We start from the raw sequence: 19,180 nt of genomic DNA, 5'->3' as shown, positions 1-19,180 counted from the left end.
GGGCGCCGTCCGCGCGTCGGAGCCGCCCGGCTCAGGCCGGGGACGGGCGGCGGGCGATGGCCCGGCCGCCGTGCACGAGCCGGTAGTAGAGCAGCAGCGCCATCCCGACGCCGCCGGAGAGCAGGTACATCACCGGGATCCCGACGGCGGCCACCACCGCGCCGAGCACCATGGGGCCGAGGCCGGTGCCGAGGTCCAGGAGCAGGAAGAACGTACCCGTGGCGACGCCGATCTCGGTGGGCCGGACCACCTTGATCGCGATGGTCTGGAACACGCTCACCACGGGCCCGTAGGTCAGCCCCAGCAGGGCGCCGGCCGCGAGCATGCCCGCCGGCTCCCGCCACAGCGCCAGCACCGCGTAGGAGACCGCCATCCCCGCGAGGATCGGGTAGACGACGGCGTTGTCCCCGTGCCGGTCGTGCAGCACGCCCAGGACGGCGCGGCCCACGATGGTGCCCGCGGCGAAGAGCAGGAAGAACAGGCTCGGCACCATCGCCGGGTAGCCCTGCTGCTGCGCGAACGTGGCCATGAACGCGAGGATGCCGCCGTACATGAACCCGGAGGCCAGGGCCACGCCCGCCGCCGGCGCCACCTCCGCGGAGAACACGTCCGCCCGGTGCAGCCGGAACCGGCCCGTCAGCGGCGGCTCGGGCACGCGCAGGAACAGGGCGATCAGCAGGGCCATGCCCGTGAAGCCGATGCACGCCCAGAACAGGGCGTCGTAGCCGAGGGTGGTGCTCAGCTGCAGGGCCACCATCGGCCCGACGGCGCCCGCGAGCGTCATCGACGTGGAGAACCAGCCGGTGCCCTCGGAGCGGCGCACGGGCGGGACGATCCGCTGCACGGCCGTGGCCAGCGCGGTGCCGGCCGCGCCGAAGCACATGCCGTTGAGCAGCCGCACCGCGGTCAGCGCGGCCAGGGAGTCCGCCCAGAGGTACGCCACCGTCGTGAGGACGTAGCAGGCCAAGGCGACGAGCAGGACCCGCCGCCGCCCCCACGCGAAGGTGGCGGGTGTCGTCGTCATGCGGGTGAGGACCGCGCCCAGCACGAACGCCCCCACCACGACGCCGGCCTCCGCGTCCGACGCGCCGAAGGACGTGACGGCGTAGAGCGCCATCGCGGTCATGAGCGTGTAGAAGATCATCGCCACGAACAGGTAGGTGGCGCTGACGAGGATGAACGGGCGCGTCCACAGGGGCGGGCGCGGGGCCGCCGTCGAGCCGGCGGGGTCGGAGGGCGGTGGGGCGGAGGGCATGATCTCCATGTTCCCCCACGGCACGAGGCCCCGGCCCGCTCGTGAAGAGCGGACCGGGGCCTCGGGTGCGCGTCGCGGGCGCGACGGGCTCAGAAGCGGTTGATCACTTCTTGGCCTTGGAGGCCACGACCTGCAGCTGGACGGTCGCGATGACGTCCTCGTGCAGGCGGACCTGGGCCTCGTGGTTGCCCACGGACTTGATGTGCGCCGGCAGGGTGATCGAGCGCTTGTCCACGGAGCCGAGGCCGGCGGCCTCGATCGCCTCGGCGACGTCGGCGGTCTGGACGGCGCCGAACAGGCGACCCTCCGCACCGGCGGTGCGCTCGAGCTTCACGGTGGCGGACTGGAGCTGCGCGGCCTGGGCCTGCGCGTCCTCCAGGTTCGCCACGGCGCGGGCCGCGCGGGCCTTCTGCAGGGACTCGACCTGCTTCTCCCCGCCCTTGGTCCACACGGTGGCGAAACCGCGCGGGAGCAGGTAGTTGCGGGCGTACCCGTTCTTGACCTCGACCACGTCACCGGAGGTGCCGAGACCGGCCACTTCCTGGGTCAGGATGAGCTTTGCCATCTGGGTGTTCCTTCCTTCGCTCGCTCGATCAGCCGCGGCCGGCGCCGGCGTAGGGCAGCAGGGCCACCTCGCGGGCGTTCTTGACGGCCTGGGCGATCTTGCGCTGCTCCTGGACGGTCACGCCGGTCACGCGACGGGCACGGATCTTCCCGCGGTCGGAGATGAACTTGCGCAGCAGGGCCACGTCCTTGTAGTCGATCTCGGTGATCTTGGCGGCCTTGAGCGGGTTGGACTTCGGTTTGGGCTTGCGGAGTTCAGCCTTCGCCATCGTGGTGCTCCTTCAGAGTTCTCTGGAGCCCGCAGAACGGTTCTGCGGGATGGGATCACGCGGCGGCCCGTGCGGGGCACGGGGCCGTGTGCAGTGCGGCCCGGCGGTGCCGGGTCGCGAGGGGGATGGGCCGCCGGGGCGGCCCTCCGGGCGAGGTGCGCCCGGACGGAGAGGTCCGTGGTGTTCCGTGTCCGTCGCGGCTGTGGGGGCCGCACCCGGTCAGTGCAGGATCAGAACGGGGGCTCGTTGGAGGACGGGGTGTCCCATCCGCCGCCACCGCCGCCGCCGGACCAGGGGTCCTGCGGTGCGGCCTGGCCGCCGCCCTGCTGCTGGCCGCCCCAGCCGCCGCCCTGCTGGGCGCCGCCGAAGCCGCCGTCGTTGTTCCCCCCGAAGCCGCCGCCGGCCGGGGCGCCGCCGAAGCCGCCCCCCTGCTGGCCGCCGCCGAAGCCACCGCCGCCGCCGCCGCGCTGGGCGCGGGTGACCTTGGCCGTGGCGAACCGCAGCGCCGGGCCGACCTCGTCCACGTCCAGCTCCCAGCTGGTGCGACGATTGCCGTCCCGGTCGTCGTAGGAGCGCGCCCTGAGGCGGCCCTGCACGATCACGCGCATGCCCTTGGTCAGCGACTCCGCCACGTTCTCCGCGGCCTCGCGCCAGACCGAGCAGCGCAGGAACAGCGCTTCGCCGTCCTTCCACTCGTTGGTCTGGCGGTCGAACGTGCGGGGCGTGGACGCGACGGTGAAGTTCGCGACGGCCGCGCCGTTCGGGGTGAAGCGCAGCTCCGGGTCGGCGGTGAGGTTGCCGACCACGGTGATGACGGTCTCGCCTGCCATGGTCACTCCTGTCTTCGGGGGTTCTGCCGGTCAGTGACCGGATCCGGGGATCCGGGACTGCTCAGCGGGGTTCCGGTGGGGGCGTCGGGGACTGATCCGATGCTCTCAGACCCTCCGGACACGGTACGAGGATCACTCAGCGGTGATCTTCTGCTCCTCCGGACGAATGATCTTGGTGCGCAGGATCGTCTCGTTGAGGTTCAGCAGACGGTCCAGCTCCTGGGTGGCGGCCGGCTCCGACTGGAAGTTGACGACCACGTAGATGGCCTCGGACTTCTTCTGGATCTCGTAGGCGGTCTTGCGGCGACCCCACACGTTGATGTTGTCGACGGTGCCGCCGGCGTTCGTGACGACCTCGAGGTACTTCTTCAGGGTCGGCTCCACGGTGCGCTCGTCGACCTCAGGGTCGATCAGCACCATCAGCTCATAAGCACGCATGCGAACCCACCTCCTCTGGGCTTGCGGCCGCGGTCTCTCCGCGGCAGGAGGTTCTGCGTTCTCCCCTTACGCATGCATCCGCACTCTTCGGCGGCACGCAGGGGATCCCGTCAAGAATACCAGCACTGCGCCTCCGCAGATGAGGTGCCACCCCTAGGGGGCAGTGGGGTGGCCGGGGCTTGCCCTCGGTCGACGACGACGTACCTTGGAAGGAGGACACACATCCTGCGTCAAACCCCTCTCACGTTTCGGAGCATCCCATGTCAGAGTCCACGTCGGCAGCGCCCCAGCCGTCCCAGTCCGTCCCCTCCCGCCGCCGAGTCGCCAGCAGCCTCGCGTGGGCGGTGCCGACCGTCGTCGCCGCCGCCGCTGCCCCCGCCGAGGCGGCCAGCCCTCCCCCGCGGATCGACCGCTCGTTCCTGGTCACCCGCGGCACCCAGGCAGCCGTGCCCGGCGCGTCGGTGTCGGAATGCCGCTCGGGTTCCCGCTTGAGCGTCACTACGGACAACGTCAATACCTACTACCGGATCGTCAATGTGCAAGCCGGCTCCACGGTGACGGATGTGACCGCCTCCGTCCTGGTGCAGAAGGACATGGTGGATGCGATGGAGACTGGGAAGAACCCCACCACCTTCACCTGGACGAGCAGCGCTACACCGTCCTGGAGCACCCCCGTCCGTGAGGTCTCCGGGACCGGCAGTCCGGTCCTGTACACCAACAATGGAATCCAGTACTACCGCTACGTCAGCAAGCTCTCCACCCCGGTACCCGCCCCCGTCTCAGGCACCATCACCCTGCCGATCATCGGGTGGTACAGCAACTGCAGCACGACCCTCGCCGGCGTGTCGGTCAACGGCCGCGGCAGTGCCGTCGTGAACGGCACGCCCTTGGTCAATGTCGGCACCTACCGACAGCTGTGACCCCAGGCTCCGCCGGCTGACGCAGCCCCGCGCACGCCGCTCGCGGCGCCCCCCATGCCGCGCCTCACACCCCGCGGAAGAACTCCCGCACGGCCGCCGCCAGGTGCTCCACGTCCCGCACGCCGCACATCTCGCGCGCCGAGTGCATGGACAGCAGGCCCAGGCCCACGTCCACGGTCCGGATGCCCAGGCGGGTCGCCGAGATCGGGCCGATGGTGGAGCCGCAGGGGACGTCGTTGTTCGAGACGAACTCCTGGAACGGCACCCCCGCCACGCCGCACCAGCGGGCGAACGCGGCTTCTCCCCCCGCGTCGGTGGCGTAGCGCTGGTTGGCGTTGATCTTCAGCAGCGGGCCGTGGTTCACGCGCGGGTGGTTCACGGGATCGTGCCGCTCGGCGTAGTTCGGGTGCACCAGGTGGCCGGCGTCCGCGGACAGCAGCCAGGACCCCGCGATCGCCCGCGCTCGGCCCTGCCCGGCCACGCCGAGCGCCTCGAGCACGCGCCCCATGACCTCCTCGAGCAGCGGCCCGGCCGCCCCGGACCGCGACGCCGACCCCAGCTCCTCGTGGTCGAACGCGGCGAGCAGCGGGATCACCGGGGCGCCGGCCGCCTCACCGGCCACCCCGCCCGCGACGGTCCCCTCGTACGCGATCGCCCCCTCGGCGCCACCGTGCTCGCGCGCCAGCTCCTCGAGCGCCACGAGGCCCGCGTGCACCGAGCTCAGGTTGTCCAGCCGGCCCGACGCGAAGAACTCGCCCGCCAGCCCGAAGAGTCCGGGCGCCTGGGCGTCGGCCACCACGACGTCGTGCCCGCGCACCGCGGCCGGGTCCACGCCGGCGGCGGCCGCGAGCGCGGTCAGTACGTCACCGGGCACGCGGGCGGCCAGACCGTCGGCCTCCGCCTCGCCGGCGCCCTCGCCGCGCGGGGCGAGCGCCCCCACGACGGGGTTCGTGTGCCGCTGCCGCTTCAGCGTCAGCCCCTCGTTGACCTCGCGGTCCAGGTGGATGGCCAGCTGCGGGATGCGCCCCACGGGCCCGGTCGCGGCGAGCACCTGCGTGCCGTCGTCGAGGGCGAGACGCCCGGCGAACCGCAGCTCACGGTCCAGCCACGAGTTCAGCAGCGGGCCGCCGTACACCTCGACGCCGGCCTGCACCCAGCCGTCGGCCGTCACGGTGGCCGGGTTCGGCTTGAGCTTGAACCCCGGCGAGTCCGTGTGTGCGCCGAGCACGCGGAACACCGGCACGACGCCGGCGCTCTGCCCCGCCTCGTCCGGCCCGGCCGCGCGCGCCTCAGCACCCTCGTGGCGGCCCCGCGCCCCGGCACCCATCGGCACGATCCAGGCCACCGCCGCGCCGTCGCGCACCACCACGTAGCCGCCCGGGGCCGCCGGGAAGTCGGCCGTCTCATCCAGACGGGTGAAGCCGACGGCCTCCAGGCGGCGTGCGACCTCCTCCGCGGCGTGGTAGCTGGAGGGCGAGGCGGTCACGAACTCGGCCAGGTCCCGCAGGTGGGCGGGCAGCTCGGCGGCGGTGTCACGGGTCACGGGGGTCATGCCCCGACCGTACCGCGCCCCACCATCCGTCCGACTACCCTGGCCCGAAAGCGGCCCCGGCCGCATCGCCCGCCCGTCAGCGCAGGAGGAGCCCGCCGTGGACATCATGATCGCCGTCGCCGTGGGGGTCTTCCTCCTGGTGGCGTGGACCGTGGGCGGCTGGGCCATCGTGCGGATGGGCTTCACCCGGGACGGGGACGCGGCCCGCACCCCCGCCCACGACGCCCACGACGACGGCGCCGCGCGTCCGGCGCACCCCGGCGCGGCCGCGGACCCGGCCACCGACCCCCACGTGATCTGGCGCGAACAGATGAAGGCGGCCACGGCCGCCTCCGGGGCGCAGTGCGTCTGCCCGCCACCCCGCGAGGGCGGCGCCGCCGAGGCGGGGACGAGCACGCCGCCGTCGTCCCCGGACTGCCCGATCCACCGCTGGGACTACGCCTGAACCGCGGCCGGCCGGCCTGAGCGCCCCCGGGCCGGGCCGGCGTACGCGCCGGCGAGCGGGTCGGTGTCCGGGTGGCCGCCGTGGTCGCGCTTCACGAGGTCCTCCGCCGGGTGCAGCATCTCCCACACGACGCGCCCGCACAGCCACAGCACCGCGAGCATGTGGGCGAGGATCGCGGCCACGTAGACGGAGTCGTCCATGGAGTGCTGCGGCGGGGTCTCGGCCACCCCCTTGGCCAGGTACATCCACACGGCGAAGAAGTGCAGCGCCTCCACCGTCTGCCACACCCAGAAGTCCCGCCAGCGCGGCAGGGCGAGCGCCAGGAGCGGGATCAGCCAGACGACGAACTGCGGTGAGTACACCTTGTTGGTGAGCACGAACGCCGCCACCACCAGGAACGTCAGCTGGGCCAGCCGTGGGGTGTGCCGCACCCGCACGCCGAGCACGAAGATCCCGAGGCAGCACACCGCGAAGGTGCCGTAGGCCAGCAGGGTGAGGGAGTCCTCCGGCACGAACGCCCACCCGGCCTGCGCGGCGGTCACGTCCCACGCGTGCCACACGCTGGACAGGCCCGGCCCGCGCTCGCCGGAGAAGGTGAAGAACACGGACCACGCCTGGAAGTTCACCGCCATGAGCGGCACGTTGACCGCCGCCCACGCCGCCACCGTGCCCCCGGCCGCGAGCAGGAACGGCCGCCACCGCCGCGAGCGCACCGCCAGGATCAGCAGCGGCCCCAGGATCAGCAGCGGATACAGCTTCATGGCCGCGCCGAGGCCGAACAGCACCCCCGCCGTCAGGGACCGGCCGCGCGACCACGCGTACATGCCGCACGCCAGCAGGGCCACGGCCCACAGGTCCCAGTTGATGGTGCCGGCCAGCACGATCCCCGGGGCCACGGCCACCATGAGCCCGTCCGTCCACCGACGCCCCGCCATCCGGACGGTCAGCACCGCGACGACGGCCCACAGCACCACCACGAACCCGAGGTTCACGAGCCAGAACACCACCGTGCCCTGCTCCGGCGAGAACGGCAGCGCCTGCGTGATCCAGGCCGCCACCGAGCCCACGACGGACATCAGCACGGGGTACTCGAACGTGGAGCCCGCCCGGAACGGCGCCCACGGGTCCGCCGCGAACCCCCGCCCGCCGTAGAGCGCGGCCCAGTCCGAGTAGCAGCCCGCGTAGTAGACGTCCGGGGCGCCCCAGCCGTGCAGCAGGCACGGCGACTTCTGCAGCACGGTCACGACGGCGGCCAGAGCCACCAGCAGCCCCGTCAGCGCCGCGGGCCCGGCCCAGGAGCCGGTCCCCCGCCCCGGGCCGTTCGCCGCGAGGCCGCCGGCGAGCTGGAAGCGTCCGCCGCGCTCGCCGGGGGCGGGCAGGGTCCCGGACGGTGCGCTGTCAGCGGAACGCCCGGCGGGGGCACCCGGGTCGGCCACGGCGTCGCACGGGGCGCCGTCCGCGGCGTGAGTAGGCGGCTCGCTGGGGGTCGCGGCATTCGCGGGGGCCGGTCTCATGCCCCCATCCTAGGAAGCCGCCCGGACACCGGACGGGCGGGGCCGCCGTCGTCGGTCGTAGACTGGCGGGGTTGATCCCCGGGTGAGCGCCCCGCCGAACGGTGTGGGCCCCCCTGCGCGCGCCGCGTGCCCGCACCCGTTCCGGACAGTCGAGGAGAGAACCAGACCGTGGCCACCAATCCCATCCGCGTCGCCATCGCCGGCGTGGGCAACTGCGCAACATCCCTCATCCAGGGTGTGGAGTACTACCGCGAGGCGAAGGCCACGGACACGGTCCCAGGCCTGATGCACGTGCAGTTCGGCGACTACCACGTGTCGGACCTCGAGTTCGTGGCCGCGTTCGACGTGGACGCGAAGAAGGTCGGCCTGGACCTGTCCGAGGCCATCACCGCCTCCGAGAACAACACCATCAAGATCGCGGACGTGCCCCACGCGGACGTCACCGTCCAGCGCGGCCCCACCCTGGACGGCCTCGGCAAGTACTACGCCGAGACCATCGAGGAGTCGGAGGCCGAGCCCGTGGACGTGGCCCAGGCCCTCCGCGACGCGGAGGTGGACGTGCTGGTCTGCTACCTGCCCGTCGGCTCGCAGCGGGCCACAGAGCACTACGCCCAGGCCGCGATCGACGCCGGCGTCGCGTTCGTGAACGCCCTGCCCGTGTTCATCGCCGGCACCCCGGAGTGGGCCGAGAAGTTCACCGCCGCGGGCGTGCCGATCGTGGGCGACGACATCAAGTCCCAGATCGGCGCCACCATCACCCACCGCGTGATGGCCAAGCTGTTCGAGGACCGCGGCGTCACCCTGGACCGCACCTACCAGCTCAACGTGGGCGGCAACATGGACTTCAAGAACATGCTCGAGCGCGAGCGCCTGGAGTCCAAGAAGATCTCCAAGACGCAGGCCGTCACCTCCAACACCTCCGCGCAGCTGGGCGAGAAGGACGTGCACATCGGCCCGTCCGACTACGTGGCCTGGCTCGACGACCGCAAGTGGGCGTTCGTGCGCCTCGAGGGCCGCAACTTCGGCGACGCCCCGGTCTCGCTCGAGTACAAGCTCGAGGTGTGGGACTCCCCCAACTCGGCCGGCGTGATCATCGACGCCGTGCGCGCCGCGAAGATCGCCCTGGACCGCGGCATCGGCGGCCCGATCCTCTCGGCCTCGTCCTACTTCATGAAGTCCCCGCCCGTGCAGCACAACGACGACGCGGCGCACGAGCTCGTGGAGGCCTTCATCCGCGGCGACATCGAGCGCTGACCCGCCCGGTCCCGCGGACCGCGCACGACGCCGGCCCGTCACCTTCCCCGTGGAGGTGACGGGCCGGCGTCGTCGTGGGGGCGCGTGCCGCCCCGGCCACCGCGCTCAGCGCCGCGTGCCGAGCCGGTCCTCGATGGTGAGCCGGACGAGCTGGGCGTACATGGCCTGGCCGTCGGCGCGGGGGTGCACGCCGTCGGCGGAGAAGTCCGTGACGTGCTGCTTCGCCGCGGCGTCCCAGTCCGCCAGGACGATCCGGTCCGGGTGGGCCTTGGCCTGCGCCTCCATCTGCACCTGCACGTCCGCGATCCAGTCCATCGGGCCGTGCGGCACCACGAGCACGAGCAGCCGGTCCTCGCCGACGGCCGCCAGGATCTTCTCCCAGTCGCCCCGATGGGTGGTGCCGTTGGCGCCCAGGGCCACCACGACGACGTCGCTCAGCTGGCCGTCCGCCTTGAGCTTCTCGAGCTCGTCCGCGGCGTCCCAGATCTGGTAGCCCACCTCCGCCTCCAGCAGCATCCCCGGCAGCTGCTCCATGAGCGTGGGCGCGGCCGAGAGCGAGACGGAGTCGCCGATCAGGGTGACGTCCGGGCCGAGCTCGGACGGCGGCAGGGCCGCGGTGAGCTGCTCCTTGGAGTACGTGGGGCGTGTGACGGCCGGGTCGCCGAGCCCGAGCCCGGACGGCTCAGCGGACGATCCGGGCGAGGACGTCGCGCCGGCGGAGTCCTCCGCGTCCCCGGGGGCGGCCGAGCCGGGCGAGGCCGAGGCCGACGCCTCGGCCCGCTTCGACTGCTCCGCCGCGCGGGACTCGCGGGCCGCCTGCTGCGCCGCCTCGGCGGCCTTGAGGGACTCCTCCGCCTGGGCGATGTCCTGCTCCAGCTGGGTCTGCGCGGGCGAGTGCACCACGGCGGCCACGGCCGCCGCGGGCACGGCCACGAGCCCCAGGGCCGTGGCGGCGGCCGCGAACCGGCCGATCGGCCCGGCCCCGCCCGTGAACGCCCGCCGCGCGGCCGCGCCCCAGCGGCCGAAGGCGCCCCTGAACCCCTCGTGGAGGATGGGCTCCTCGATCAGCCGGGTGCTCAGGTCGGCGATCAGGGCGGTCAGCAGCAGGATCGCGCCGGCGGCCACGGGCTCGACCCACCCGGGGGCGTCCACGGGCACCATCACGCGCATGATCACGAGCAGCGGCCAGTGCCACAGGTACGCGGCGTAGGAGCGGCGCCCCCACCAGCGCAGGAACCCGTTGCCCAGCACGCGCGAGAGCGAGTCGCGCCGGTCACCCTGCACCACGTGCCAGACGATGAACGCGACGACGGCGGACAGGCCCGCCAGCACCCCGCGGTACGTGCTCGCGTGGCCGCCGTCGACCAGGGCGAAGCCCGCCGCGAGCACCGCGACGGCGCCCCACGCGACGGCCACCCGCCTGGTCGAGGTCCGCGGCTCGGGGCCGCCGTGCTCGGGCCGGGGCACGTGGGCCAGGCCGATCGCCACGCACGCGCCGAACAGCAGGCCGAAGGCGTGGGTGTCCGTGCCGAAGTAGAGGCGGGCCTGCTCGAACCCGTGCCACGAGCCCCAGGCCATCCACGCCGCGGAGGCCACGGCCGCGACCGCGACCGCGAGGATACGACGTCGGTCCGCCACCCGCCCCGAGTTCACCGTGCTGCGCGGCGGCCAGGTGAGCAGGAGCAGCCCCCAGAGGAGCAGGGGCCAGAGGATGTAGAACTGCTCCTCGATCGCCAGGGACCACAGGTGCTCGAACAGAGGCGGCGAGGCGCGGTTGAAGTAGTCCCCGCCCTCGAGGATCATCACCCAGTTGCTGGTGTAGGTCAGGGCGCCGAACCATTGGCGACCCAGGCCCGCGGGGAACTCGTCCACCGCCAGCCACGCGAGCGCGGTGGTGCCCACGAGCGCCATCAGCATGGCCGGGATGAGTCGTCGGACGCGCTTCATCCAGAAGGTGCCCAGCGCCACGCCCCGGCCCGCGTCCACACCGCGGACCAGGCCGGTGGTGATGAGGAAGCCGGAGAGCACGAAGAACATGTCCACGCCCACGAACCCGCCGCGCAGGAAGGTGGGCCAGGCGTGGAAGACGAGCACGGCGAGCACCGCGATCCCCCGCAGCCCGTCGAGGGCGGTCACCCGGCCGGGGCCGCGGCTGACCCGCGTGCCGACCTTGACGGCGGGCACGCCGTCCTGGGGCGACAGGGCATGGCGGGGCACGGGCGCGGTGCGCTGGTCGGAACTCACAGCGGTCGATCATTCCATCCCGACCTGGATGGGCCAAAGCCTCCGGCTATCCCCCACCCACCCACCGCGTTGGGGGCGGTCTCCGGCGGTATTCCGCTCCCAAAGCACCGGATTCCGCCCCCGGAAGCGGGGGTGCGGGCGCCGGTCAGTGGTTGCGCAGCGCCTCGATGAGCTCGTCCTTGGTCATGGTGGAGCGGCCCTGGATGTCGAGTTCGCGGGCCCGCTTCGCGAGCTCGTCCTTGGTCCAGTCCGCGTAGGAGCCGGCCTCGCCGCCACGCTCGGCGACCTCGTCCCGGCCGTCCCGGGCGGAGGCGTTGGCGATCCGTGCGGCCTTCTCCTCGCTCGCGCCCTCGCGGCGCAGCGCCTCGTAGACCTCGGGGTCCTTGATGTTGGAGGTGCCGGGGCCCATGGGGGCGCCGTTCTTCTCGGTCTTCTTCTCAGCCATGCGGCCAGTGTGGTCCCGGCCCGACGACGGGTGGAAGGTCCGCCGCGCCGCCTCAGTCCTGCCGGGCCTCCGGCTGCTCGGCCCACCAGCGCCGCAGCTCCGCCTCGGCCTCGGCCGGCTCGTGCGGCCCCTCGTCCAGGCGCCACTCGAGCAGGTGGGTGTACGCCCGGCCCACCACCGGGCCCGGGCGGATCCCCAGCAACGCCATGATCTGCTGCCCGTCCAGGTCCGGCCGCACAGCGGCGAGCTCCTCGGCCTCGGCGATCTCGGCGATGCGCTGCTCGAGGTCGTCGTACGCGTGGGCCAGCCGCTCGGCCTTGCGCCGGTTGCGGGTGGTCACGTCCGAGCGGGTCAGCGCGTGCAGGCGGGGCAGCAGGTCGCCGGCGTCGTGGGCGTACCGGCGGACGGCGGAGTCGGTCCAGCCGGCGTCGCCGTAGCCGTAGAACCGCATGTGCAGCTCCACCAGACGGGCCACCGCCTTGATGGTGTCGTTGTCGAACTTCAGGGCACGCAGCCGCTTGCGGACGAGCTTGGCCCCCACGGTCTCGTGGTGCCGGAAGGTGACGGCCCCGCCCTTCTCGAAGCGGCGCGTGGCCGGCTTGCCGACGTCGTGCAGCAGCGCCGCCAGGCGCAGCACGGGGTCGGGGGTCGACGGCGCGTACTCACCCTCCAGCTCCATGGCCTGCTCCAGCACGGTCAGGGAGTGGGCGTAGACGTCCTTGTGGCGGTGGTGCTCGTCCGACTCGAGCTGCAGGGCGGGCAGCTCGGGCAGGACGTGGTCGGCCAGGCCGGTGCGCACGAGCAGGTCGAGGCCGGCGCGCGGGTGCGCACCGCACACGAGCTTGACGAGCTCCTCGCGGACGCGTTCGGCGGAGATGATCGTGATCCGCTCGGCCATCGCGGTCATGGCCTGCTCCACCTCGGGGGCCACGGCGAAGCCGAGCTGGGAGGCGAAGCGGGCAGCGCGCATCATGCGCAGCGGGTCGTCGGAGAAGGAGTCCTCAGGGGTGCCGGGGGTGCGCAGCACGCCGGCGTGCAGGTCCTGCATGCCGCCGAAGGGGTCCACGAGCTCGAGGGCGGGCAGGCGCAGGGCCATGGCGTTGACGGTGAAGTCGCGGCGCAGCAGGTCGTCCTCGAGGCTGTCGCCGAAGGCCACCTGCGGCTTGCGGCTGGCCGGGTCGTACTGCTCGGCCCGGTAGGTGGTGACCTCGAGCTGCCAGCCGGCCTTGCGGAAGCCGATGGTCCCGAACCGCCGCCCCACGTCCCACGTGGCGTCCGCCCAGCCGGCGCCCACGGCCTCGGACGCGTCCGGGTCGGCGTCCGTGGTGAAGTCCAGGTCCGGCGACGGCCGCCCCAGGAAGAGGTCGCGGACCGGGCCGCCCACCAGGGAGAGCTCGTGGCCGGCGGCCTCGAACCTCCGCCCCAGCTCCACGACGACGGCGGGCAGGGTGGCGTCCGCGGGGAAGCCGGGGGGCAGCGCGTGGGTGGCGGTGGTCAGATCCATGATGCCTACAAGGGTGCCAGACGGTCCCGGCACGGGCCCGCGCGGGCCGGGCTAGAGTTGACGGCATGACCCGCCCCGATCCCTCCGCGCACCGGGGCGCCCCCCTGCCCTCCGCGCTGGGGGCGTGGCGTCGCCGGCCGCAGCCGCCTCTGCGCCCCGTCACCTCGGCCCCCGCGGGACCCCGTTCCGCCGGTGCCGCCTCCCTGCCCACGGTGGAGGAGGTCTCCGCCGGCGGCGTCATCGTCCGCGAGCACGACGGCGGCCTCGAGGTGGCCGTGATCGCCCGCTACAACCGCGGTGGCCGGCTCGAGTGGTGCCTGCCCAAGGGCCATCCCGAGGGCGAGGAGGACCACCGGCAGGCGGCCGTGCGCGAGGTGGAGGAGGAGACCGGGATCGCCGGCCACATCCTCGAGCCGCTCGGCGCGATCGACTACTGGTTCACAGTCGCCCGGCACCGCGTCCACAAGACCGTGCACCACTTCCTGCTGCGCGCCACGGGCGGCGAGCTGACCACGGAGAACGACCCGGACCACGAGGCCGTGGACGTCGCATGGGTGCGCCTCGAGGACGTCGCCCGCCGCCTCTCCTTCGCCAACGAGCGCCGGATCGTCGACCTGGCCCGCCAGGTGGTCGACCAGCACTTCCCCCCGGGCGGTGCCCGGGGCCCCCGCCCCTGATCCACCGCCCCCGGCACGGGGCCTTCCGACCACGATTGGGTGACCCTTGAGCAGCAGACCCGCCCCGCGCCGAGCGCAGGACCCCGCCCACGCCGGCGTCGCCGACGAGGAGCCGACGACGACGGACCCCGCCCCCGCCACGGATCCGGCCGCCGTGGACCCCGCGGACGAGACCCCCGAGGGCGAGCGCCGCGCCGGCCGGTCCACCGCGATCATGGCCTCCGGCACGCTCCTCTCCCGCGTGCTGGGCCTCGTCCGTGCGACGCTGGTGACGGTGGCGATCGGCCTGTCCGCGGACATGGCCGACATCTTCGAGATCGCCAACTCCCTGCCGAACGTGATCTACCTGCTCCTGGTGGGCGGCGTGTTCAACGTCGTGCTCGTGCCGCAGCTGATCAAGCACGCCCGCGACGCCGACCGGGGCGCGGACTACACCTCCCGCCTGATGACGCTCGGCACGCTCGTGATGCTCGCCGGCACGGTGGTGGTCATGCTGGCGGCAGCCCCGCTCATGACGGCCCTGACCCGCGGCTGGTCGCCGGAGAAGCTCGAGATGGCCACCGTGTTCGCCCTGTGGTGTCTGCCCCAGGTGTTCTTCTACGGCATGTACGCGCTGGTGGGGCAGGTGCTCAACGCCAACGGGCGCTTCGGCGCCTACATGTGGGCGCCGGTGCTGAACAACGTCGTCGCGATCGGCGCGATCGTGCTGTACCTGGGCATGTTCGGGGCGTACCGGGCCGGGGACGACCTCGCCGGGTGGACGAGCGCACAGACGGTCGTGCTGGCCGGCGGCCACACCCTGGGCGTCGTGCTGCAGGCCGTGATCCTCTTCCTGCCGCTGCGCGGGCTCGGCCTGGGTCTGCGCCCGCGGTTCGGCTGGAAGGGCATCGGCCTGCGGGACACCGGCCGGATCGCCGGGTACACCCTGATCACGATGGTCGCCACGAACGTGGTGCTCCTGCTGTGCCAGCGGTACGTCACCTCTGCCACGGAGGCCCGCGACCGCGGCGAGCTGCGCATCCCGGGCACCGAGACCTGGAGCGCCGAGATGGCGCAGGCGGCCATCCCCGGTGTGGCCGCGTACAACATGGCGATGCTGATGGCCGTGCTGCCCCATTCGGTGTTCGTGCTCTCCCTGGCCACCGTGCTCTTCAACCGGCTGGCCCGCGCCATGGGCCGCCAGGACATGTCCGCGGTGCGGCGCACGACGGCGCAGGGTCTGCGCGCGTTCACCGTGCCGCTGATGTTCTGCCTCGCCGGCGTGGTGGTCCTGGCGGGCCCCCTGGGCCGCGTCTTCGGCTCGACGGCCGAGACGGCGATGGTGGCCGGCGTCGCGGTGGGCTCGGTCCTGCTCGCGCTGGCGCTGTCCATCCCGTTCCGCTCGGGCTCCTTCTACCTGCTGCGCGTGTTCTACGCCGCCGAGGACGCCAAGGTGCCGATGGTGGTCCAGGTCAGCGGCTCGCTCCTGATGCTGCTGCTCTCGTGGGCGGGCGCGATGCTGCTGCCGCTGTGGTCCATGGCCCTGTGGGTCGCGGTCGCCTCGTCCGTCTCGTACGTGTACCAGTTCGTCCTGACCCATGTGCTCACCGTGCGCCGGTTCGGGGACTACGGCCTCGCATCCGTGCTGCGTGCCCACGTCCAGACCGGCCTGGCCGCGCTGGCCGCGGCGGCCGCGGGCGTCGTCGTCGTGTGGCTGCTGGGCGGGTACACCGGCGGTTTCGCGTGGAACTCCATCGGGACGGCGCTGCTCACGTGCGCGGTGGCGGCCGTGGCGATGGGTCCGGTGTACCTGATGGTGCTGCGGGCCATGCGGTTCCCCGAGCTGGACGACGCCCTCCGGCCGCTCGTCGCCCGCGTGCCGGCGCTGGGTCGTCTGCTGCGCGTCGGCTGATCTCTGGCCGCGACGGCCACGCCACGTATCATCGGATTCCGACCCCGTCGTCAGGAGAAGAGCCCGTGCCCCAGCCCATCGCCGTCGGCGCCGTCCTGGGCGGCCGCTATCGCATCACCCAGCACGTGGTGACGTCCGCGGACCAGGACATGGTGTTCCTGGGCACGGACCAGGTGCTCAACCGCCGCGTCACCGTGCTCGTGGCCTCCCGTGAGAACGCCACGCAGGTGGCCTCGTCCGCGCGGGAGCTGGCCACGGGCGAGCGCAACGACGACGTGCAGGTGCTCGACCTGGGGCTGTCCGAGGGCCGCACGTACCTGATCGCCGGCGGGGACCCCGACCCGGACGTCCTGCTGGGTCTGGCGTACCCGCAGGAGCTGTACGTGGAGCCGTTCCAGACGGACAGCCTCGGCTCCGAGCTGTTCGGCGAGTCGCGGACCGGAGACCCCCACGCCTACGACGACGACGAGGCGTACTACACCGACCTCGACCGCCGGCTCCGCGCGGACGAGGACGAGGCCCAGCGTCGTCCCGGGTTCCTGAACCGCCTCTCCGAGCGCCTCGCCGAGCGGGTCCGTCCCTCCGACGGCACCGCGGCGAAGGCGGCCGCCGGGGCGTCGGCCCTGGCCGCGGCGGACGCCGCCACCCGGAAGCAGCAGGAGGAGCGCGAGCGCGCGGAGCGGGAGGCCGCCGAGCGTGCAGAACGCGAGCGCAAGGAGGCCGAGGAGAAGGCACGCGCCGAACGGGAGGCCGCGGAGCGGGCCGAGCGGGAGCGCAAGGAAGCCGCCGAACGCGCAGAACGCGAACGTCGGGAGGCGGAGGAGCGTGCCGAGGAGGAGCGCCGCGCCGAGGCCGAGCGCGCCCGTCGCCAGGCGGAGCAGGAGGCTGAGGAGCGGGCCGCGCGCGAGCGGGAGGCCGAGCAGGCCCGGCTGGCCGCGGAGCGGGAGGAGGCCGAGCGCCGCGAGCTCGAGCGCCGGGCCGAGGCCCGCCGTCGTGCCGAGGAGGAGCGCGCCCGGGAGGCCGAGCGGCGCGAAGCTGAGAAGCGCGAGGCCCAGGAACGCGAGGCCGCGGAGCGCGAGGCCCAGGAACGCGAGGCCGCGGAGCGCGAGGCCCAGGCGGGCACCGCCGCACTCCCGGCTGTCGCGGCGGGGGCCGCCGCCGCGCAGGCCACCGACGCCGATGCCGACGGGGCCACGCCGCCCACCGAGCCCGTCGAGCCCGTCGAGTCCGTGGCGGCCGAGAAGACCGACCCGCCGGAGCCGGTCGCCCCGGACACCGAGGCGATCCCGGTGCGGCGCCAGCGCCCCGTCCCCCGCCGAGCGATCGTGGCCGAGTCCGCGCCGCCCGTCCACGAGGAGTCCCGCAGCACGGCCGCGCCGGTGGCTGCCGGGACCGCAACGGGGGCCACCGCGGCGGCTGCCGGTTCGACGTCCGCCGCCGCGGCTCCGGATGCCCTGGCCGCCCCGGCCACCACCGGGGGCGACGACGGCGCCACGGTGGCCGACCCGGGCGACGGCAACGGCCGCACGCGCGGCGGCGGTCCGCTGGCCCTGCTCCTCGTGCTCGGCCTGCTGGCCGCACTCGTCGTGGGCGGGGTGCTGCTGGCCCAGAACCTGCGCGGCGGGCCGGCCCCGCAGGCCGCGGCCGCGTCGTCCGAGTCTGCGTCGTCCGAGTCCGCATCGGACACCCCGTCGCCGTCGGAGAGCACCAGCCCCTCCCCCACCCCGACCAGCGAGAGCGCCGCGGCCGCCCCGCAGCCCGTCCAGGCCCTGCGCTCGGTGCCGGACCTGCCGGAGCACGAGGCCGAGCACGACGCGGACCTGAGCAACCTCATCGACGGCGACCCCACCACCGTGTGGCGCACCTTCGCCTACGCACGGCCGAACTTCGGCGGCTATGTGGAGAGCATGAACCTCGTGGTCCAGCTCGAGGAGCGCACCGAGGTGAACGAGGTGACCCTGCAGAGCACGGGGGCCACCGGTGGCGCCTGGTTCGCCTACATCGCCGACTCCCCCGAGGGCGCGAACGCCAAGGAGATCGGCAACGGCACCTTCGACCAGGACACCGTCTCCATCCCCGTGCCCTTCGAGGGCGCCGAGGCCGAGGCCGAGTACGTGATCGTCAGCCTCACCTCGCTGCCCCAGCTGGAGGGCACGACGTCGGACCTCCCGTTCGGCCTGCGCCTCGGCGAGATCGCCGTCCGCTGACCCCGCGCCCAGGCGACGGCGCGCCGGACCTTCCGGCCGCCGTCGCCGGACGTCGCTGCACCGCGGCCCGACACCGCGGAATACCCGCCCGTGGCTCCGCCGTTGTCCTGGAGGAGCGTCCACCACCCCGATCCACTGGAGGAACCCGTGGCCCCCACCGCCCAGGACCAGAGCGTCCACAACGTCGTGATCGTCGGATCCGGCCCCGCCGGATACACCGCGGCGATCTACACCGCCCGCGCCGACCTCTCCCCCGTCCTCGTGGCCGGGGCGGTGACCGCGGGCGGCGAGCTGATGAACACCACCGAGGTGGAGAACTTTCCGGGCTTCCCGGAGGGTGTGCAGGGGCCCGAGCTGATGGCGAACCTCGAGGCCCAGGCCCGCCGGTTCAACACGGAGGTGGTCTACGACGACGTCGTGCAGGCCGACCTGACGTCGAACCCCAAGGTGCTCACGCTCGGCGACGGCACCCAGCTGCGCACCCACGCGGTCATCCTCACGACCGGCTCCGCCTACCGGAAGCTCGGCGTTCCCGGCGAGGAGCGCCTCTCCGGCCACGGCGTCAGCTGGTGCGCCACGTGCGACGGCTTCTTCTTCCGCGAGCAGGAGATCGCGGTCGTGGGCGGCGGCGACTCCGCCATGGAGGAGGCCCTGTTCCTCACGAAGTTCGCGTCCAAGGTGACCGTGCTGGTCCGCAAGGACGAGCTGCGCGCCTCCAAGGTGATGGCCCACCGCGCCATGGAGAACGAGAAGATCGAGTTCCGCTGGAACACCGAGGTCACGGAGGTGACCGGTGACGACAAGGTCAACACCCTCCGCCTGCGGGACACCCGCACCGGCGAGGCGTCCACGCTGGACGTGACCGGCCTGTTCGTGGCCATCGGCCAGGACCCGCGCACGGACCTGGTGCAGGGCCAGGTGGAGCTCACGGAGCACGGCACGATCCGCATCGACCATCCGTCCTCGCGGACCTCCCAGCCGGGCGTCTTCGCCGCCGGCGACGTCACGGACCACACCTACCGCCAGGCCATCACCGCCGCCGGCTCGGGCTGCGTGGCCGCCCAGGACGTGGAGCACTACCTCGCGACCGTGGCCGATGTGGAGGAGGCCGCGCCGGCCGGCCCGGAGTCGGACGCGGTTCCGGCATGAGCCACTGACTCATCACCCCTGA

Annotated in this window: 17 protein-coding genes; 7 read left to right on the top strand and 10 right to left on the bottom strand. The window is 73.4% G+C overall.

The window, feature by feature from the left end:
• Positions 1-31: 31 nt before the first annotated feature.
• The 5 genes from O3T09_RS05025 to rpsF all read right to left on the bottom strand — a co-directional run bounded on the left by O3T09_RS05025 (position 32) and on the right by rpsF (position 3,356).
• Positions 32-1,264, bottom strand: a complete 1,233-nt coding sequence (locus O3T09_RS05025) for an MFS transporter (RefSeq protein WP_269295410.1) — start codon at positions 1,262-1,264, stop codon at positions 32-34.
• A gap of 94 nt (positions 1,265-1,358) precedes the next feature.
• Positions 1,359-1,820, bottom strand: a complete 462-nt coding sequence (rplI, locus tag O3T09_RS05020) for a 50S ribosomal protein L9 (protein WP_095353501.1) — start codon at positions 1,818-1,820, stop codon at positions 1,359-1,361.
• Between the two features lie 28 nt (positions 1,821-1,848).
• On the bottom strand, positions 1,849-2,088 hold the full coding sequence (rpsR, locus tag O3T09_RS05015; protein WP_002857788.1) for a 30S ribosomal protein S18: 240 nt from the start codon (positions 2,086-2,088) through the stop codon (positions 1,849-1,851).
• Positions 2,089-2,318: 230 nt separating this feature from the next.
• Positions 2,319-2,918, bottom strand: a complete 600-nt coding sequence (locus O3T09_RS05010) for a single-stranded DNA-binding protein (protein ID WP_185194598.1) — start codon at positions 2,916-2,918, stop codon at positions 2,319-2,321.
• 132 nt (positions 2,919-3,050) lie between these two features.
• Entirely contained in the window at positions 3,051-3,356 is a 306-nt protein-coding gene (gene rpsF, locus O3T09_RS05005; RefSeq protein ID WP_185194599.1) for a 30S ribosomal protein S6, read from the bottom strand.
• Between the two features lie 344 nt (positions 3,357-3,700).
• Between rpsF and O3T09_RS05000 the strand changes: the two genes are divergently transcribed.
• Positions 3,701-4,276, top strand: coding sequence for a hypothetical protein (locus O3T09_RS05000; protein WP_269295409.1), 576 nt, complete (start codon positions 3,701-3,703; stop codon positions 4,274-4,276).
• A 64-nt stretch (positions 4,277-4,340) separates the two neighbouring features.
• Here the strand turns inward: O3T09_RS05000 and O3T09_RS04995 are convergent, their stop codons facing one another.
• On the bottom strand, positions 4,341-5,828 hold the full coding sequence (locus O3T09_RS04995; protein ID WP_269295408.1) for a M18 family aminopeptidase: 1,488 nt from the start codon (positions 5,826-5,828) through the stop codon (positions 4,341-4,343).
• A gap of 106 nt (positions 5,829-5,934) precedes the next feature.
• Between O3T09_RS04995 and O3T09_RS04990 the strand changes: the two genes are divergently transcribed.
• On the top strand, positions 5,935-6,273 hold the full coding sequence (locus O3T09_RS04990) for a hypothetical protein (RefSeq protein WP_241247757.1): 339 nt from the start codon (positions 5,935-5,937) through the stop codon (positions 6,271-6,273).
• Here O3T09_RS04990 and O3T09_RS04985 read toward each other — a convergent pair.
• On the bottom strand, positions 6,264-7,787 hold the full coding sequence (locus O3T09_RS04985; protein WP_269295407.1) for a glycosyltransferase family 87 protein: 1,524 nt from the start codon (positions 7,785-7,787) through the stop codon (positions 6,264-6,266). The two genes, O3T09_RS04990 and O3T09_RS04985, sit on opposite strands and share 10 nt — an antisense overlap.
• Before the next feature lie 168 nt (positions 7,788-7,955).
• On the opposite strand from O3T09_RS04985, the gene O3T09_RS04980 reads away from it, so the two are divergent.
• The gene (locus tag O3T09_RS04980) at positions 7,956-9,041 is read left to right on the top strand and encodes an inositol-3-phosphate synthase (RefSeq protein ID WP_010079791.1); all 1,086 of its coding nucleotides are present in this window, start codon (positions 7,956-7,958) and stop codon (positions 9,039-9,041) included.
• Between the two features lie 105 nt (positions 9,042-9,146).
• Here O3T09_RS04980 and O3T09_RS04975 read toward each other — a convergent pair whose 3' ends face one another.
• The 3 genes from O3T09_RS04975 to O3T09_RS04965 form a co-directional block, all read right to left on the bottom strand.
• Positions 9,147-11,285: an acyltransferase family protein gene (locus O3T09_RS04975; protein ID WP_269295406.1), complete on the bottom strand. Its 2,139-nt coding sequence runs from the start codon at positions 11,283-11,285 to the stop codon at positions 9,147-9,149.
• A 145-nt stretch (positions 11,286-11,430) separates the two neighbouring features.
• The gene (locus tag O3T09_RS04970; protein WP_145950745.1) at positions 11,431-11,730 is read right to left on the bottom strand and encodes a DUF7218 family protein; all 300 of its coding nucleotides are present in this window, start codon (positions 11,728-11,730) and stop codon (positions 11,431-11,433) included.
• Positions 11,731-11,782: 52 nt separating this feature from the next.
• Positions 11,783-13,234, bottom strand: a complete 1,452-nt coding sequence (locus tag O3T09_RS04965; RefSeq protein WP_145950744.1) for a CCA tRNA nucleotidyltransferase — start codon at positions 13,232-13,234, stop codon at positions 11,783-11,785.
• 65 nt (positions 13,235-13,299) lie between these two features.
• Between O3T09_RS04965 and O3T09_RS04960 the strand changes: the two genes are divergently transcribed.
• From O3T09_RS04960 to trxB, 4 genes are all read left to right on the top strand, one after another.
• The gene (locus tag O3T09_RS04960) at positions 13,300-13,911 is read left to right on the top strand and encodes an NUDIX hydrolase (RefSeq protein WP_061867467.1); all 612 of its coding nucleotides are present in this window, start codon (positions 13,300-13,302) and stop codon (positions 13,909-13,911) included.
• Between the two features lie 46 nt (positions 13,912-13,957).
• The gene (gene murJ, locus O3T09_RS04955; RefSeq protein ID WP_002857806.1) at positions 13,958-15,802 is read left to right on the top strand and encodes a murein biosynthesis integral membrane protein MurJ; all 1,845 of its coding nucleotides are present in this window, start codon (positions 13,958-13,960) and stop codon (positions 15,800-15,802) included.
• A gap of 65 nt (positions 15,803-15,867) precedes the next feature.
• Complete coding sequence (locus tag O3T09_RS04950) at positions 15,868-18,009, top strand: hypothetical protein (RefSeq protein WP_145950743.1); 2,142 nt, start codon at positions 15,868-15,870, stop codon at positions 18,007-18,009.
• Positions 18,010-18,156: 147 nt separating this feature from the next.
• Positions 18,157-19,158 carry a thioredoxin-disulfide reductase gene (gene trxB / locus O3T09_RS04945; protein ID WP_036337321.1) on the top strand — a complete coding sequence of 334 codons (1,002 nt, stop codon included), beginning with the start codon at positions 18,157-18,159 and terminating at the stop codon, positions 19,156-19,158.
• Positions 19,159-19,180 lie beyond the last annotated feature (22 nt).

This window comes from Micrococcus sp. H39-S4 (assembly GCF_027158145.1).
GTDB lineage: Bacteria > Actinomycetota > Actinomycetes > Actinomycetales > Micrococcaceae > Micrococcus > Micrococcus luteus.
The sequence above is the reverse complement of the archived record's forward strand: the minus strand, read 5'-3'. Positions and strand labels throughout refer to the sequence as shown.